16 protein-coding genes and 1 pseudogene are annotated in these 16,762 nt (G+C 43.4%); 5 read left to right on the forward strand and 12 right to left on the reverse strand.

Annotation, left to right across the window (positions count from 1 at the left end):
• Nucleotides 1-15: 15 nt before the first annotated feature.
• The gene (locus tag JMX83_RS08875) at nucleotides 16-396 is read left to right on the forward strand and encodes a hypothetical protein (RefSeq protein ID WP_201600801.1); all 381 of its coding nucleotides are present in this window, start codon (nucleotides 16-18) and stop codon (nucleotides 394-396) included.
• Between the two features lie 142 nt (nucleotides 397-538).
• Here the strand turns inward: JMX83_RS08875 and JMX83_RS08880 are convergent, their stop codons facing one another.
• From JMX83_RS08880 to JMX83_RS08915, 8 genes are all read right to left on the reverse strand, one after another.
• A complete protein-coding gene (locus tag JMX83_RS08880; RefSeq protein ID WP_201600803.1) occupies nucleotides 539-850 on the reverse strand; it encodes an NGG1p interacting factor NIF3 in 312 nt (103 codons plus the stop codon).
• Between the two features lie 37 nt (nucleotides 851-887).
• Entirely contained in the window at nucleotides 888-1,520 is a 633-nt protein-coding gene (locus JMX83_RS08885; RefSeq protein WP_201600805.1) for a DNA-3-methyladenine glycosylase, read from the reverse strand.
• 390 nt (nucleotides 1,521-1,910) lie between these two features.
• Entirely contained in the window at nucleotides 1,911-2,633 is a 723-nt protein-coding gene (locus JMX83_RS08890) for a hypothetical protein (protein ID WP_201600807.1), read from the reverse strand.
• A gap of 191 nt (nucleotides 2,634-2,824) precedes the next feature.
• Nucleotides 2,825-3,538 (reverse strand): phosphoribosylaminoimidazolesuccinocarboxamide synthase, encoded by a 714-nt coding sequence (gene purC, locus JMX83_RS08895; RefSeq protein ID WP_057757995.1) that lies wholly within the window; start codon nucleotides 3,536-3,538, stop codon nucleotides 2,825-2,827.
• 126 nt (nucleotides 3,539-3,664) lie between these two features.
• A complete protein-coding gene (locus JMX83_RS08900; RefSeq protein WP_227675797.1) occupies nucleotides 3,665-3,994 on the reverse strand; it encodes a hypothetical protein in 330 nt (109 codons plus the stop codon).
• 122 nt (nucleotides 3,995-4,116) lie between these two features.
• Nucleotides 4,117-5,022, reverse strand: coding sequence for a 4-hydroxy-tetrahydrodipicolinate synthase (dapA, locus tag JMX83_RS08905; RefSeq protein WP_201600809.1), 906 nt, complete (start codon nucleotides 5,020-5,022; stop codon nucleotides 4,117-4,119).
• 443 nt (nucleotides 5,023-5,465) lie between these two features.
• The gene (locus tag JMX83_RS08910; protein ID WP_201600811.1) at nucleotides 5,466-6,674 is read right to left on the reverse strand and encodes a metallophosphoesterase family protein; all 1,209 of its coding nucleotides are present in this window, start codon (nucleotides 6,672-6,674) and stop codon (nucleotides 5,466-5,468) included.
• 227 nt (nucleotides 6,675-6,901) lie between these two features.
• Entirely contained in the window at nucleotides 6,902-8,317 is a 1,416-nt protein-coding gene (locus tag JMX83_RS08915) for a Do family serine endopeptidase (RefSeq protein ID WP_406947623.1), read from the reverse strand.
• An 875-nt stretch (nucleotides 8,318-9,192) separates the two neighbouring features.
• Here JMX83_RS08915 and JMX83_RS08920 point away from each other — a divergent pair.
• Entirely contained in the window at nucleotides 9,193-11,496 is a 2,304-nt protein-coding gene (locus tag JMX83_RS08920) for a cation:proton antiporter (RefSeq protein ID WP_201600813.1), read from the forward strand.
• Between the two features lie 200 nt (nucleotides 11,497-11,696).
• Here JMX83_RS08920 and tmk read toward each other — a convergent pair whose 3' ends face one another.
• Both tmk and mltG read right to left on the reverse strand, forming a co-directional pair.
• Nucleotides 11,697-12,428 carry a dTMP kinase gene (tmk, locus tag JMX83_RS08925; protein WP_201600816.1) on the reverse strand — a complete coding sequence of 244 codons (732 nt, stop codon included), beginning with the start codon at nucleotides 12,426-12,428 and terminating at the stop codon, nucleotides 11,697-11,699.
• A gap of 86 nt (nucleotides 12,429-12,514) precedes the next feature.
• Nucleotides 12,515-13,795: an endolytic transglycosylase MltG gene (gene mltG, locus JMX83_RS08930; protein WP_201600818.1), complete on the reverse strand. Its 1,281-nt coding sequence runs from the start codon at nucleotides 13,793-13,795 to the stop codon at nucleotides 12,515-12,517.
• A gap of 170 nt (nucleotides 13,796-13,965) precedes the next feature.
• Between mltG and JMX83_RS15370 the strand changes: the two are divergent.
• The 3 genes and pseudogenes from JMX83_RS15370 to JMX83_RS08940 form a co-directional block, all read left to right on the forward strand.
• Nucleotides 13,966-14,493 (forward strand): annotated as a pseudogene (locus JMX83_RS15370) (DpnI domain-containing protein); the annotation flags it as partial.
• An 18-nt stretch (nucleotides 14,494-14,511) separates the two neighbouring features.
• Nucleotides 14,512-14,730 (forward strand): hypothetical protein, encoded by a 219-nt coding sequence (locus JMX83_RS15375; RefSeq protein WP_406947624.1) that lies wholly within the window; start codon nucleotides 14,512-14,514, stop codon nucleotides 14,728-14,730.
• A 90-nt stretch (nucleotides 14,731-14,820) separates the two neighbouring features.
• Nucleotides 14,821-15,078 carry a DpnD/PcfM family protein gene (locus JMX83_RS08940; protein ID WP_227675798.1) on the forward strand — a complete coding sequence of 86 codons (258 nt, stop codon included), beginning with the start codon at nucleotides 14,821-14,823 and terminating at the stop codon, nucleotides 15,076-15,078.
• Nucleotides 15,079-15,081: 3 nt separating this feature from the next.
• Here the strand turns inward: JMX83_RS08940 and JMX83_RS08945 are convergent, their stop codons facing one another.
• A complete protein-coding gene (locus JMX83_RS08945; protein WP_201600820.1) occupies nucleotides 15,082-16,059 on the reverse strand; it encodes an aminotransferase class IV in 978 nt (325 codons plus the stop codon).
• A 12-nt stretch (nucleotides 16,060-16,071) separates the two neighbouring features.
• The gene (locus tag JMX83_RS08950) at nucleotides 16,072-16,758 is read right to left on the reverse strand and encodes a hypothetical protein (RefSeq protein WP_320157662.1); all 687 of its coding nucleotides are present in this window, start codon (nucleotides 16,756-16,758) and stop codon (nucleotides 16,072-16,074) included.
• Between the last annotated feature and the right edge of the window lie 4 nt (nucleotides 16,759-16,762).

The raw sequence follows: 16,762 nt of genomic DNA on the forward strand, positions 1-16,762 counted from the left end.
TATGAGGACATTTTTATGAAAGCTTTATCATCTTCAACACTAAAGAATGTAATATCTGGCAGTATTGTCGCCACTTTATTAGCGGTAACTACTGGCTGTGTCACTACACCTGGCGGCTATAACGTATATGACGATATCTATGGAGACGTCTACAAAGATAACAAAGAGCATGAAAAGCACAAAAACAAGCATAAAAAAGCGGATAAAAACGTCTACTCAGCTGCTATCGAGCGTCGAGCTGCCAATAAAGTTAGCAGCATGGGATACCGTGTCAAAGATGTTAAATATAAAAAGGGCGACCGTAAAATTAAGGTCAAAGCTGAGCGTGGTCGCGACGATTATAAAATCGAACTGGGCTATCCAAGCTACAATGTCATCAAGATTAAAAAGGATTAATCGATTATTAGAGTCTGATATTCACTGTTAATACTCAGTTGAAACATCAAAAAATTTATAACCAAATAAGTCATCAGGTGGCTTATTTGGTTTTTTTATGAGAATTCTTACACTCAATAAGCTAATATTTTTCTATATAAAACTAAAAATCCAAGACTTTTATCACATCATACGCTGGTGTTTCATACGGGTGCGCCTCTTTTAACGCGATGACAGCAGCAGTAATAAACGCGTCATCGATGACCATCTCTACTCGCCATTCATCGACCGTTTCTAAACTATCTTGCTTACCGATGTGCGGCGCGCTACCTGCTAACGGCATAAACTGCCCTGTTCCTTGCACTTGCCAACAGCACTGCTCGTAATCGCCAATACTCCCAGCACCAGCTGCGAATAAAGCGGACTTTACTTGCTCTAATGCCTCATCAGGAATGAAAACCGTCAACTTATACATGAACTTACCTCACAAAATAGGTTTAAATCTCAACTTGCTAGTTCTTAGATAAAGAAGGATGATCGGTCCATATATAGCGTAGCAACCAGTCTTTGGCATCACCGGCATAATCGATACCGATACGTGGACGCACTGACACGGGCGGCTGGCAACCATCATCTTCGACCCAAACGCCTGAGTCTGGCGTGATAGGCTTGCCATATAAGTCGCGAGTTATCTGCAAGCGCTTGGTCAGTTTACCCGGCCCTGCAAACTGCTTGGGGTGAGTCAGCTGCTTATTTGGACTGAGATATTGTTCATCAATCAAACGATCACTATCATCCGTCAAAAACCCAGCGCGTATTAGCACCGATTCAGGTGACTCTACAGAGCCGCTAATCAAATTTAGCATGTGATGCACACCGTAAGTCAAATAGACATAGAACACACCGCCTTGCTCATACATAATCTCTGTGCGCGCCGTTCGTGACCCTGCATGTGAATGGCAAGCAGGATCATTTTGACCAATATAGGCTTCTGTCTCAGAAATACGCATTCGCAAAACTTTTTCTGATTCGTCGCTGTCGATCAGCTTTCTACAAACCACCTTACCCACCAAATCGGCAGCGACCACACAGGTTGGACGAGTGAACCAGTCAGGCTCTAAAACAGTTGATGAAGCAGTAGACATGAGCGAAACCTTTTCTTATTTTTATAGTCTAATTGATATGAGTAAGTACTAACAAATTAGCATAAAAGCAAGACAAGGTATCAAAGACAGTGTTGGCGCTATGTTTGATTTTTTATACGAGTTAAATGATAAGCCTATGGCTGAAAGGGTGATACTGGTTGATAAATGGATAGGAATTATAGTCTGTTATAAGCGGTTCCATTATGGCAGTCTGTTTTAAGTAGTCTATTAATAGGTTTGTCGAGTGAAATAGCTGGTTCCGCTGGGGTATACCTCAAAGGTACTATTTGATGATAGAAAGCTTGTTTTGAAATGAGTCCGCTATAAGTAGTTCACCAATAACAGTGTCTTTTGATGGTTAGTATTATTGGATATCAATCTATAAACTAATTATTGAACAACGCAACGACTCAAAGCGAGCGCTTGCTGCTTGATCCCTGAGGCTAATAAGGCGCTGACTAACTCGTCTGAGAAAAATAAAGATTTACGTAATGCAGGGTCATGCCATAGGTCTACGTCACACTCTTGTGCAGTAGTATTCAACTGGATATCATTATCGATTGGTTCCCATATAGAATGAGTAGGTAGTTTTGGAGCATAAGAATTTTCTTTGATCCCTTTACTTTCTTCAACATTAAGATAGTCACGCGTCTCTGCTATATTGATAAAATAATAAGGCGTTTGCGATTTTAGTTCCTCTGTCTCAATATCATAAATATATACTTGACTAAAATGCGTAGCGCCTAGCGTGAACTGACTGATGATGTCATAGCACTGTTGATTGAATAATAAATACCCCCCAATAATATTAAACATTAAGTCATCAGTTTTCGGTAGTTTCTCATTTGGCTTAATAAATACCTTGCTAGGCATATGATGAGTATTAATATATTCACCTTTAGACCAACTTTTACAAAAGACCAAATCCATCTCGTTGATGTCATAGTATTTCTGCTCTTCACCTTTCTCTATTACATTAGATTTTTTCTTCTTCTCTAATTTGTAAAATTGCACAGCATCAAAAACCTCTGGCAACGTCGCTTTGATACCATAGGTCTCTGTCACATCAAAGTTGTTATAGTTGCATAACCATACTGCTTTAGTATTAGACATAACTGCTTCTCTATTGTGCATAGTAAGTACACTATGAAGTACACCGCGCCTATCTTATTGAGTTAAAACGTTGATACCATCAGCCCACAGCCGAAGATTCAAGTCCTCATTAGGGTACCAACATTAATATAATGACATAAAAAAACTGAGCGCATGGCTCAGTTTTTTATTTTATGCTAAGTATTAAATGCTTATTTTAATGGTACACCAATACGGTCAGCGACTTCTTCATAAGCTTCAATCACATCACCTAATGACTGACGGAAACGGTCTTTATCTAGTTTCTTCTTGGTGTTCTTATCCCAGATACGGCAGCCATCTGGTGAGAACTCATCACCCAATACGATACGGTCATGGAATACGCCAAACTCTAGTTTAAAATCCACTAGGATTAAATCACCCGCATCAAACAACGCCTTTAATACATCGTTGACTTGATAAGTTAGCTCTTCCATTTTAGCCAATTGTTCTTTGGTCGCCCAGCCAAGAGAAACAGAGAGCGACTCGTTGACCATCGGATCACCTAGCGCATCATCTTTATAAAACAGCTCATACGTTGGCGGTGTCAATGCCTGCCCTTCTTCTAAGCCCAAACGACGTACCAAACTACCAGCGGCAAAGTTACGCACCACGCACTCTACAGGAATCATATCCAAGCGCTTGACCAATACTTCGTCGTCAGACAATTGCTTTTCAAAATGCGTCTCGATGCCAGCATCAGACAATTTTTGCATGATAAAAGCATTAAAGCGGTTATTAACCACACCTTTACGCGCCAATTGTTCAATACGCTTACCATCAAGCGCTGAGGTATCATCACGGAAGTGTAAAATCAGAAGATCATTGTCTTCTGTTTCATAGACAGATTTGGCTTTGCCTTTATACAGCAGTTGTTGCTTTTGCATTATAGGGGTTCCTGTTCGTTCAAGCTTATGTGGTAAAAACGCGCAGCGACCGCTGACTCTTATTACAATATCGATATTATTTTAATCAATAATCATAAAAATCGGCGGTACAAATGAAGAAATAAATTAGTTTGAAGGGCTACTAACAGCACGCTGAGGCTTTGGCAGTTGATACTGATTACCTGACTCATTCTGTAGTTTAAGCGTGTTCGCGCCCACATTCGGTGTTGGGTACAAAGGCACGAAAGGCGCTGTTTCTTGAGCAGCCGGCAGCTCTATCGGTGCAAGCTTTTTGCTTTGTTGATAGTCTAAGCTGCCATTGTCGCGCTTTCCAAGCAAGCTTTTAGTCGCTTGGCAGCCGCTCAATACAAGGGTGCTACCCAAAACTAAGGTCAGCATTGCAGGAAGTAGTTTTGTCGTCTTTGATGATACTGTTTTTGATGATGTTGTCATCATGTTGTCTCTCTGAGTTAGCAGTTATTGCTCATTTAGGCGATTGACTCATCATGATAAGTTGACTTGTTGCTCGCTTGAATATTGATTGTCGAGCAACAAATCTTAAATCGCTGAAGATCAAGTTATAGTATGTTTGCTCGAACCAACGCTTCATCAATAGTCGCATGATGCTGCTCTGCCAACCAAACGAGTGGTAAGCGAATACCTTTATCGATAATACCCATTTTATGTAGGGCGTATTTCGCTGGAATAGGGCTTGATTCGATAAATAAGTCACGATGTAAGTGCTTGACCACATCGTGGATTTTGTCAGCGGCCTCAAAATCACCGCGCAAGCCAGCAGCGAAAGTCTCGCTCATGGCTTTTGGCGCTACGTTGGCAGTCACTGAGATATTGCCTTTACCGCCTACTTTTAGTAGATCAAGCGCTGTGCCATCATCACCAGACAATACGACCATTCTGTCGCCAACGGCTTTAATCAATTGCTCACCGCGACCAACAGAGCCTGTTGCATCTTTGATAGCAACGATATTGTCGATATCGCACAAACGCTCAACCGTGTCTTGTGCAATATCAACGACTGTACGTCCAGGCACGTTGTAGAGCATCTGGGGAATATTGACGGCTTTGGCGATGGCTTGATAATGCTGAAACAAGCCTTCTTGTGGCGGCTTATTGTAATAAGGAGCAACCAACAACGCACAATCTGCACCAGCATCTGCTGCATCTTGAGTCAGCTTAATCGCTTCCATGGTGTTATTAGCGCCAGTACCCGCAATAACTGGCACGCGACCTTTGACATGCTGGATAAAATAGCGAATGACATCGCTATGCTCTTGCATTGATAGGGTTGCCGACTCACCAGTGGTACCAACAGCAACGAGGCAATGTGTGCCCTGCTCTATCTGCCAGTCTATGAGGTCAGCCAGACGTTTATAATCAACTGTACCGTCAGGGTGCATGGGCGTTACCAAGGCTACCATTGAGCCTTGTAATCGGGTTTTGATCTCGTCGTATGCTGTGCTCATAACCGTGCCTTACTGTATTATCCTAGCTTTTATCAAAGCTGTCACATGATAGGTCGTTTGCAAGTGCCAAATATTGATATGCGTCGATAAACGCTAATGGCCAATCCTTGCTTGATGTTAATGCTGAAATTTTCTTTATTATCATAACGTTTACATTATAAGTTACTGCGTATTCAAGTAAGTATTAGCATTATCGATGCCAGTGACCGCGGATACCTATTGCGCCATAAAATATAATAATAAAAACGCCTGCTAGTGTAGCATATTTTGATTTGACCGCTATCAATCAATTGATGCTGCAATCATAAATCAAAGGTCAAAAAGAGACTTTTGTATTACCAAAAATCATAAATATAAGCTCAGAGCTCTATCAATAAACAAACGCCAAACTTAATAGCTAGTTTAGCGTAATGAATCAGCACTGATAAGTCTTTTGATTAATGTTAACGAATCGTCAACACATCGATGGTGGGACGATATAATCGAAAAGGGAGGCCTCGCGTGCCAATACCACTACTGACGAATATCTGTGCACTAGCATGCTGATATAAACCGCGTTGCTTACCCATTCGGCTGTTACTCAGCAATGTTGACTGCTGACTACTGCGCTCAATATTTTTTTGCTTTTGTGCCAGCCAAATATTTTTTTGAATATTTTTTGCAGCACCCGCAATTAATAATGGTCTTGGCTGCAGTGATTTTGGCAGATCGCTAATACTATCGAATCGTGAAGCTAAAATAATAACGGGATTAGTAGCATTAGCAATTTCACTGCCAAATACTGCCTTTTCAGCTGTGTTTTTCCCCTCAGTTTCGGTAGATGGTTTAGGAATATCTTGCCAGCCGCAAAGTATCGCTACGATCGGATCATCTCCTACAAAACGTTTTCTAACAATGTGTTTATCACTATTTTTAGTATTTAGCCGCTGCTCTACTGACCGTTCTTTATTAGCTCCGCTACATTTAATCGGTAATGAAGTACATTGTTGGCCGATATAACTGATATCAAGCACATCAAAGGTACTGGCCAAAGTGTCTTCTAGCAAGGGCTGACCTTGCTTAGTCGTATTCATTGATTGATAACGCAAATCTGAGGTACTCATCACCGTATAAACAGGTTTGTTGACACCTTTGAACAACATAAGCTGCCCAACCAAATCCGCACTTGGATAATATAGCCAATCACCAGTAATCAGGACTGCATCCGCTGACAAGGCATTAATAGTGGCAACAAGTTTGCGGATATGACGTGGCTTGCCACCATATATCCCAATACGTAAATCCGCCAGTACGGCTACTTTAAGAGGGGTAGATAAATCCAAGTCAACTGCATGATGCTCCAACCGTAAACGATTGGGTTGTACAATCACGGTATAAAAATACAGCCCCATTAACAATACAGACGTCAATACTATAGCCCATGACAGCTGAGCTAGCATCGGTGTTAGCTCACTAGACCAAACCACGACCAGCAATACAGCCCAAATAGGCATGGTATAAGCTGCATAATATAATGCTAGCTTGAACCAAATGCGCATAAACCGATTGGTCGGATTGGTATTGAACGTTTGTAACCCTGACCACAGTGCGATATACGCGAGCAGTGCTGCTGCCACAGAGATAATTAGCGTATAAAGAGCGGGGTCAGTCATATTTACCTAGCAGCTGTGTGAGATTATGAGTCTATCAGGCGACTCATACCATATTAGAACGTATTAAGCGATCACCAAACCACTCTATGAGTAACTTTAGAATGAGAAAGCACCCTCAATGGTTTGGTAAAAAATTCAACATTATAGAGGCCGACCTCTATGTCGGACAAGCACAATTATTGACGTGCCCTGCTATAACGATATCAGTAATGCTCTGATAAAGATATCTACTCAATACGCAGACCAATAATAGCAGGGATACCTTGGCGGATGACCTCTATAGTCACAACGCCTTTCTTTGGTAAAGAAGAGATCGCACCAGAGAAGTCCGTTACCTTTTTAATAGGCTTTTGATGAAAGTTAGTAATAACATCACCTGCCAAAATACCTGAGCGGGCAGCAAGTCCTGTCGGATCAACGGTGGTAACCAAAATACCCGTTTTATTATCTGCAGCGATTTCTGCTTGTTCATCCTCGGTTAAATCACGCAAGCGTAAGCCCAGTTGTACATCATTGCTCTGCTGATCCCCACTTTGGGCTCTCACATCGTTAGGTGCATAAGCGAGCTTACCGCTAATGATCATCTGCTTACCATTGCGCTGAATCTGTGCGCGAAATGGATCGCTTGGCTTTGCTCGATTGAGCAAATTCAATAAGTCAGAGGCTCGCATGATTTGTACATTATTGTACTGCAAGATAATATCACCAGGTTTTAGACCTGCTTTTTGTGCTGGCGAGTCTGGAGAAACACGGGTCAGCAAAGCGCCTTGGGGTTTATCCAATTTATAAGCTTCGGCCAGGTTACGGTCGATATCTTGGGGATAGATACCTAAATATGCGCGAGCGACTTCACCACTGGTCTTTAATTGCTCATAGATATCCATAGCAGCATCAATCGGGATAGAGAACGATAGTCCCATGTAGCCGCCCGTCCCACTAAATATACGCGAGTTGATACCAATCACTTCGCCGCGCTGATTAAATAGAGGGCCACCTGAGTTACCAGGGTTCAGCGCCACGTCGGTTTGAATGAACGGCACACTGGTTTCGCGTGAGAAGCTGCGTGACTTGGCACTGACGATGCCAGCGGAGGCTGAATAATCAAAACCAAATGGTGAACCAATGGCTAGTACAGGCTCACCTACTTTTAAGCTGTTTGAGTCGCCAATCGGTAGCGCGGGGAACTGATTGCCTTCAACTTTTAGTACAGCCACATCTGAGCGCTCGTCACTACCAATCAAGGTTGCATCAAGCTCGGTTCTATCATTAAGTGTGACGGTGATTTTGTCAGCGCCCTCAATGACGTGATGGTTGGTCAGCATGTAGCCGTCAGATGTGACAAAAAAGCCCGTACCATAAGCATGCTCTATCGCTGGCGTGACTGCTCGATCAGGAATGCGCACCCGATCGCCAAAAAACTGCCGCAACACTTCAGCCGTTTGCGCCTTAGCAAGCTCAGCCTCACTGACTGTCTTGGTGACGTTGACGCGTGCCACTGCTGGCGTCACTTGTTGAACTAGGCCAGAAAAATCAGCCGTGGTCACAGCCGCATGGGCATTGCTCATTGTGGTGACATTGATACTAGCCACCATCGCCGTACTCACAGCGAGTGCCAACGCACTGCGCTGTAACCAAAGTCGCATATCGACAGTGGTTTGTGCTTTAAACATATTGATAGGCATATTGTCCCCCATATAGATGGTCATTATTATTGTTGGTAATTAGCTGATGGTGATACTCGATAACGTCTTATCTGACGCACATAACCCCAATAGTTATTGGTCAGCGTTCTTATATTTGCTTATATCGTTATACTCATATTACACGATGGTATTCGTACTATGCACCGATTTCATATATGTTTTACCGCTAGGCTGATATAGTAACGATCATATCAGCCCCGTTTTTATACTTATTTAATAAAAATCAGGGTTGTTGGCTTTGGTAAACATGAACCCTCAGCGCCAATATATGGTCTCTGATTGGCCTCATATTATTATCGTCTTGGCGGTGTGCATGACCAACGTAGCTACTGTATGATGAACAAAACGTTATCTTGCCATTGTTTCCATAATGCAGGATAACCCAAGGCATGGTTATTTCATACTGACTTTGTACAATTTTGTGGCGGCGCGCTGATATCGTGGCAGGCGCTATATACATGTATATGAATCAAACCATGTTATGATAGCAAGCAAAACAAATCATAAAACAAACAAAAGTCAATTAGTAAAAATACTATCGACTACTTGTTTATCAAGCTGGCTATCATCACCCTTGTTTTCCATCTTTTGCATTTCTAGACCCACATTATTCGTCTAGGACTGCTTTTGTCTTTGCTACTTTATAGTATATATATCATATCTAGCTCATGTTGTGATTCATGATGGCTATCAGTGCTATGACCCAGATAAGATAAGTAATGATAGCAACTTATTATGAAGTGAACGGTAGCGACTATCTTATGGCAGCTATTTGATAGATATAAAATATGACAAGATTACAAAAGGATTAATTTATGGATACCGCCCTATTGCTATCCGGCGTGGTTGGGATTGGCATTGCCGCCCAATGGCTGGCTTGGTATTTGAAGCAACCGTCCATTTTATTTTTATTATTGATTGGTATTATCGTCGGACCAGTACTGGGCGTATTTGACCCTGATTTGGTACTGGGCGAGTTGATGTTTCCCTTCATCTCATTAGGTGTTGCGATTATCCTATTTGAGGGCTCGCTAACTCTAGAATTCGATGAAATCAAACAACACGGTACCGTGGTGCAAATGCTGGTATCGGTTGGTGTGCTTATCACTATCGCTATCGTAGCACTATCGACTTATTTATTATTTGATGTCGATCCATTGATTGCACTCCTATTCGGTGCGCTGGTCTGCGTGACTGGTCCAACGGTCATTATGCCGCTGTTGCGTAGCGTGCGCCCCAATAAAACGATATCTAACATCCTAAAATGGGAAGGTATTATCATTGATCCAATCGGCGCAATCGCCGTGGTATTGGTCTATGAATATATCATCTCAGGCGGTGAAGCCAGTAGTATCTTACTATTTGCCAAAATTGTCATATTGGCAACCGCACTTGGTATGGCAGGCGCTTGGTTGCTTGCCTTCCTCATGCGTCGTCATATGGTTCCTGAGTTTTTGCGAAACGTTTTTACCCTTGCATTCGTCTTGGTCTTGTTTTCGGTATCAAATCATTTGGAGCATGAATCAGGATTATTGACCGTGACCGTACTGGGTGTGGCTTTGGCAAACTGGCCAAAATTCCCACGCGAGACGATTTTGGAGTTCAATGAGTCTTTAACCGTTCTGCTCATCTCTGTGCTATTTATTATTTTGGCGGCTCGTGTGGAGCTGGCAAGTTTATTGAGCGTAGGTTTTGCAGGTCTGGTGCTCCTTGCTATTGTCATGTTTGTGGCGCGCCCACTGTCGGTCTGGGCGTCCTCTATCGGCTCCAACCTAAAAACCAACGAAAAGCTGATGATCAGCTGGATTGGCCCTCGCGGTATCGTCGCTGCTGCTATCTCCTCACTGTTTGCGATTCGTTTGCAAGAGTATGATATTCAGGGTGTTGAGCTGCTTGTACCACTGGTATTTATGGTCATCATTGGCACGGTGATGATTCAAGGTCTGGGTGCAAAGGTGGTCGGCAACTTGCTGGGCGTACGTGAGCCTGAGACCAACGGTATTCTTATCGTCGGCTCAAACCCGATTGCACTACTCATCGCTACTTCTCTTAAAGAGCAAGGCTTCGACGTCATCGTCGCGCATAATAACTATACCAATATTGCGCGCGCGCGCATGAGCGGACTACGTACTTACTTTGGCAATCCTATCTCTGATCACGCTGATCACCATCTTGATCTGATCGGTATCGGTCGTTTGTTTGCGATGAGTATGGACAAAGAGATGAATACCTTGTCTGAGATTCATTATCGTCATGAATTTGGCGAACGTAAGCTATACCGTCTCAAGTTCAGTGATGAAAAAGTCAGAAGTGAGCGCGACGACAAGCAGTCCAATTTTCACTCACAGTGGCTATTTGGCAAAGATGTGACGTACACCAAGCTTGCTAGTATGCTGTCCAAAAAAGCCCGCATCAAAATCACCAACATCACTGACAGCTATAGCTTTGAGCAGTATAAAGCGGATAACAAGCAGTTTGTGCCGCTGTACACCATAGATAAAGAAGGCAAGCTGCATGTCATTACTGATAAGTTCGACGGTACAGTGCCGCGTGATCGCAAGCTTATCTCACTGGTCGTGGATGATGAAGTACAGCCAAAACCAGTAGACGTAACACCAAAGCAAGAGCAAGCTCGGATGGTCGCCGATGCTAATTTTGAATCGAGCTCAAAAGCACCTGAAAAGCGTAAAGAAAAAGAGCTGAGCAGTGACAGCACTCAAAAAGCAGAACCAGAGACAACCACTGACATTGCTAAAAACGCTGAGAAAAGTACCGCGAGCGTGAGTAGTGGCGTAGATAAGTCGTCTAATATCGCGTCAGTAGCGACGGATGATAAAGCTGTGGCGCCAAAAGCCGTCTCAAATGATACGGCGAACAAAGGTGTGATGTCAGCAAACTCGACAGCGACCTCGAAAACCAAAACGTCTAGTAATAGTAATACCAATGGTAATGGCAACGCGCCTAAAAACAAAAAGGGAGCGCTTGATCCCAATCGCCTCCCTGACTCTGGTCAAGACAATGCTACTCATTCGACTGCCAAAACTGACACTGACGCTTCTAGCGCGGTTGAGAAAGAAGCCGAGCAGAGTGAGCTGAATGACAAAAATAGTGATAAATAAACTCTGTCGTTATTTACTCGCTAACGTCATAATCGGTTAAATAATAAACTACCATCAATAAAAAGCCCCTGATATGAACTGACCCCCATAAGTTGTGTCCAACTTATGGGGGTCAGTTCATATCAGGGGCTTTTTATTTTTATTACATCTGCTTGATTATTAAATTTACTTACAAGATAAAAATGCTCACTCAAATATGATTATTTAACATCAAATTTGTCTACGACTGCCTGCCATATCCGCGCGCTCACTTCATCAGTACTGCCTGACGCATCGATACGCTGTATGCGCTCAGGATGAGAGCTTGCAAGCCGACTAAAACCGGTATGTACCCAAGTGAAGAATTCCATCGCTTGCTGCTCAAAGCGATCTGCTGCGCTGCGCTTATTGGCGCGAGCCATGCCCTCTGATACTGGCAAATCAAGCCATAAAGTCAGCTCAGGTAATTGTGTCACAAACTGCTCGATCAGCGTCTCAATATTGGTCAGCATAGCTTTATCACCATGTCTGCGTCCAAAGCCCTGATACGCAATAGTAGAGTCCGTAAACCTATCACAGATTACCCATGTGCCGCGTTGTAGCGCAGGCAGGATAACTTGCTGCATATGATCACAGCGCGCCGCAAACAATAATAAAAGCTCTGTATCATCTTCAATTTCAGTTGTAGGGTCTAGCAATATATCGCGCAGTCGCTCAGCAAACGGACTACCACCCGGCTCGCGAGTACGAAGGTATTGAATACCATTTTTCTCTAGTTGCAAGCAGAGCTGTTCAATCGCAGTGGTTTTTCCGACGCCTTCAGTTCCTTCAAAACTAATAAACCGTCCTACAGTAGGTGCGTTCGTCGTTTGTGAAGCATTTGATTGAGGTAGCGTGGACGATACTGTACTCGTCTGTGCGGATGACGCGTTGTTCTGTATAGGTACTGACATGATATGACCTTATGTCATTAATGAGCGCTATCGTTAGATTATAGCGCTCAATAAACGATAAGTTTTATAAGAGATAACGAAGTTATTTATTGCGGCGGTGTTTGAGATTTTTTCTCACGCATGACGCTCAGATAGTCTTTTACCGCTTGGTTGTGCTCAGCCAAGCTATTGGTAAATTTGTGTCCGCCGTTACCGGTTGCCACAAAGTAAAGGGCGTCGCTATCGGCAGGATGCAAGGTTGCTTCGATAGAAGCAGCAGATGGCAGCGCGATTGGCGTTGGCGGTAAGCCATCAATCTGATAGGTATTATAAGACGTTTTTTCATCGATGTCTTTGCGGCGGATATTACCATCATAACGGCTACCCATACCATAAATGATGGTCGGATCGGTCTGCATACGCATGTTTTTAACCAAGCGATTTCTAAACACGGCAGAGACTAGCGGACGCTCTTCTGGTACGCTGGTTTCTTTTTCGATGATAGATGCCATTACTAATGCTTCGTAAGGGCTATTATAAGGTAGGTCAGGCGCACGATTTACCCACGCATCAGTCAGCGCTTTTTGCTGGCGTTTATATAGGTCCGTGAGCACTTTTTTATCGCTCGTCCCTTCACCATAATAATAGGTATCAGGTGCAAACCAACCTTCAAGATTATGATTGACGATAGGATCACTGCTATTAGTCACACTATCTGGCAATATACCAGCCAAATCTAACGCTTGTGCAATGCTGGCATTATCACTGTCTGCGGTCAGCACTTCTTTTTCGATATTGTCATTATCACGCAGCGCTTGATACAAATCTTTTGAGGTTTTGCCTTCGATGATTTGCACCTTTACCATGGCTGCTTTTGCGCCCTGCTCTAATATTTGCAGTGCCTCAGCAATGGTTGGATTTTCAGGTAATTGATAGATACCTGCATGCAAAGGCGCATCGACTTGCGACTTGATATATAGCTTGGCTACGCTGGCCGAAAACAGCGGAATCTGATTTTGCCACTGCGGCAATAGGCCATAATACGTCTGACCTTGCTCAATCGTGACCATTTGCTGTGGCTGCTCGATACGACCAAATAAGGTCTGATAAACCATGACTAAGAAAAACGCGGCAATGAGCCCTAGCACCAGCAATACCTGATAACCGCGCTGCATAAAAAACGAGGGATTGTTGACTTTATATTGACGCGGTTTGCTGTTGCCACTGATCAGCGAGACATTGGTTGCTGGCGTGTCTTCCACCCTATTTACCACTGGTTGCGCGTCCGGTAGCGTGGTGTCTACACGCTCCTCGACTGTGCCATCTTGATTATTGGATGGCGACTCATTGGGACGTTCAGGTGGTGTATTGGGTGTGGGCTTGCTCATGGCAACTCGCGAGGCAGATGTTTGCTAGAATTTAGCACTGAACCGTACGATTTTCAATGGTATTTGCTTAGCTTATGCATTAACTTGGTCTATACACTGATTTATTTGGCTCAATATTCCCACCTTTTACTGGTATTTTTATCACTGTCCATCAACGTTGACACTTTATTATGAATCTACATTTTGACCGAAGACTCGCTACAAACTATCGCTCTAAATCACAGATTATTCGTGTTCTCAGTGAAGCATGGGTGACGGAAAATGGTTACTGTCCTAATTGTAGCGAGCAGCCTTTGACCGAATTTGCTAATGGTAAACCGGTCGCTGATTTTTACTGCGCGCATTGTAATGAGCAATATGAGCTAAAAAGTAAAAAAGCCAAACTCAGCAACATCGTTAATGATGGCGCTTAAACGACGATGATTGAGCGTATCAATAGTGATGACAATCCCAGTTTTTTCTTTTTGACCTACTCAAAAGCATACGCCGTTAATAACTTTCTGATTATTCCCAAGCAGTTTTTTACCCCTGATATTGTCATTAAGCGCAAACCATTATCAGTGACTGTCAAACGAGCAGGTTGGGTGGGTTGCAATATTGACTTACGCCAAGTGCCAGAGTCGGGCAAAGTGTTTTTGGTCAAAGACCAAAAAATCATAGATAAGGAGTCGGTTACCCAGCAATTCCAAAAAACCTTATTTTTACGCAAGCAATCTATAGAGTCGCGCGGTTGGACACTCGATGTCTGGCAATGTATCGACCGGCTCGATGTCAGTTTTACTCTCAATCAAGTTTATACTTTTGCTAATGAGTTGCAGCTCAAACATCCTGAAAACAACTATGTAAAAGATAAAATTCGCCAGCAATTACAAGTATTACGAGATAAAGGCATGATTGAATTTGTTAGTCGTGGTTGTTATCGAAAACGATACTAGTCGCTTCTCTTTTTAACTTGCACGATATGAAAACCATTGATCGATTTGCTTTATGACACAAGTCTGCGTAACAAAAGACGATCACTTCTTTTGGATACTTTTGCTAATCTAGCCAGCATAGATAACGAAAGTAGTTTTTCAATATTGAGATTCACTATGATAAGAACAAATGAAAAAGCGTCACAGACCTTTCAAATTGAAATTGTTGAACCACTAAGCAATATCGTGGAAGTTGTCGCAGAGGATGAGCAAGAGGCGTTATTGAAAGCGCAAAAGATGTATAGAAATGAGCAAGTGGTTTTATATCCAGATGATTTTATTGATACTAAATTTGTTGTTTTTCAATGATAACTAAACAGATTGAAAATCTACAATATTACCTGACAATAACGTCAAACTGCTCATAGGCATGATGCCGCGCAGTGCATTGCAAAAGAATAACTGCGTCAACCTAGGCAAGTCCTCATCTGATAACGACCGTATCACCACTGGATACTCTGTCGTGGACAGAGCATCAATAATCACCTGCCGCATCACACCAGCAACGCCCGATTGATCCATAGAGGGGGTGTTCCATTGACCTGTTGTTAGATAACTCTCAGGATTGTTATCAACACCTTCATGGCCACTAGAGTGCGTTTCAGACTCGGATAAAGGCTCATCTGCTAACTGATAGAACACATTGCTCATTGTACCTTCAACCCAGTGACCACTCATATCACGTAGCAGCCCTTCACTGAGGCTCTTTGCAACGTTAGAGGCCAATGGTTCAGCTTTTATGCGCTGTAGCTCGCCACTGGCAAGGACATTATCTAGGCGGCTCAGGCTTTTGAGTCCTGCCAGCGGTGGCGGCAGACAGGCAATCTGTGAAGATAAGCATATCGCCGAGGCGTTCGGCTGCATCGGTACTAGATTGCCGTCAGGTAATGACAGTTGCACAGCAGTAGAGACTCTCATAATAGTCGGTTTTAACCATATCTCACAAGCGCTTCCTGACTCACTTGGTACATAGCCATAACCGCGAATGTCTTGTGCGGCGCGAGTCACCACGAGCTTGAGCATGCCCTGCTCTAACTGCTGGGCATACATTTTTAATACTGCCAGTAGTTCCTCGCAGTCTATATCTAACTGCAAGGCATCAGCGTGGGAGATGAGCCGCTGATGATGATAGTCTGCCCATAGTATGAGTCCGTCCAGCACACCCATGGTCGTAAAAAACCCATCCGCATAGGCTAATCCGCGGTTGTCTGGTGACAGTGTCACCGCTTCGCTGGTTGCCGTATCATCTTGTGGATATAGGCAGACCCAACGGTTAGGCAGCGAACTCATATCTATCATCGCTTAGCTATTGTCTGTTTGGGCAGCGGATTTATTGATGACTAGCATACAGCTATAAAACTCACATTTTGCCAGTTCTACTTTTTGCCCACCAATGACTCTGTTTTTGATGATTTGGTTACTGAGCATATCAGCGACCATTTTGCCACCCTCATCACCCATCAGTCGGCGCGACAGCTGGTAGGCTTTTTTGGCATGGTCTTGGCTCAACGCTTTTTCTTTATCAGAATCGGTCGGATTGGCATAATACCAGCCAAGCTCAAGGTATTTTTCGGAGTCGATGATATCCAGATAAGGCGCGTCCGTCTTCATAAAACGATATTTGGTGGCAGGATTACTGGCATAGTCTAGGCTATTTTCATCCGTACTTACTGCTTTACCAAATGCTGACTTGATACTATCTAACTCATCGGTGCTAAGCGGCTCTACCTTGTCAGCGCCCCATGCCGAGACATCGTATTTTACTGGTGTACCTTGTTGGGCGGTCGCGCCATCTAGATCAGGATTATCTCCAGCACTATCCTGTACAGGGGTATCCGTCACGGTCTGCTCGCTACTCTCAGCGTTTGTCTCTGGATTTTGAGCATCCTCTTTGGTGCTATCACAGCCGCCAAGCGTCACACTAACTGCCATTATTGTACCGACTAGAAGAGTCTGAAGGTTACGATTCCACATGGATAATTTACTCACACTT

The organism is Psychrobacter piscatorii (assembly GCF_904846415.1).
In the GTDB taxonomy this organism is placed as follows: Bacteria; Pseudomonadota; Gammaproteobacteria; order Pseudomonadales; family Moraxellaceae; genus Psychrobacter; species Psychrobacter piscatorii.

What these genes read in the sequence shown, in the direction of transcription:
- JMX83_RS08875 (WP_201600801.1), top strand. Translation starts at nt 16, where the DNA reads ATGAAAGCTTTATCATCTTCAACACTAAAGAATGTAATATCTGGCAGT.
- JMX83_RS08880 (WP_201600803.1), bottom strand. Translation starts at nt 850, where the DNA reads ATGTATAAGTTGACGGTTTTCATTCCTGATGAGGCATTAGAGCAAGTA.
- JMX83_RS08885 (WP_201600805.1), bottom strand. Translation starts at nt 1,520, where the DNA reads ATGTCTACTGCTTCATCAACTGTTTTAGAGCCTGACTGGTTCACTCGT.
- JMX83_RS08890 (WP_201600807.1), bottom strand. Translation starts at nt 2,633, where the DNA reads ATGTCTAATACTAAAGCAGTATGGTTATGCAACTATAACAACTTTGAT.
- purC (WP_057757995.1), bottom strand. Translation starts at nt 3,538, where the DNA reads ATGCAAAAGCAACAACTGCTGTATAAAGGCAAAGCCAAATCTGTCTAT.
- JMX83_RS08900 (WP_227675797.1), bottom strand. Translation starts at nt 3,994, where the DNA reads ATGATGACAACATCATCAAAAACAGTATCATCAAAGACGACAAAACTA.
- dapA (WP_201600809.1), bottom strand. Translation starts at nt 5,022, where the DNA reads ATGAGCACAGCATACGACGAGATCAAAACCCGATTACAAGGCTCAATG.
- JMX83_RS08910 (WP_201600811.1), bottom strand. Translation starts at nt 6,674, where the DNA reads ATGACTGACCCCGCTCTTTATACGCTAATTATCTCTGTGGCAGCAGCA.
- JMX83_RS08915 (WP_406947623.1), bottom strand. Translation starts at nt 8,317, where the DNA reads ATGCGACTTTGGTTACAGCGCAGTGCGTTGGCACTCGCTGTGAGTACG.
- JMX83_RS08920 (WP_201600813.1), top strand. Translation starts at nt 9,193, where the DNA reads ATGGATACCGCCCTATTGCTATCCGGCGTGGTTGGGATTGGCATTGCC.
- tmk (WP_201600816.1), bottom strand. Translation starts at nt 12,428, where the DNA reads ATGTCAGTACCTATACAGAACAACGCGTCATCCGCACAGACGAGTACA.
- mltG (WP_201600818.1), bottom strand. Translation starts at nt 13,795, where the DNA reads ATGAGCAAGCCCACACCCAATACACCACCTGAACGTCCCAATGAGTCG.
- JMX83_RS08945 (WP_201600820.1), bottom strand. Translation starts at nt 16,059, where the DNA reads ATGAGTTCGCTGCCTAACCGTTGGGTCTGCCTATATCCACAAGATGAT.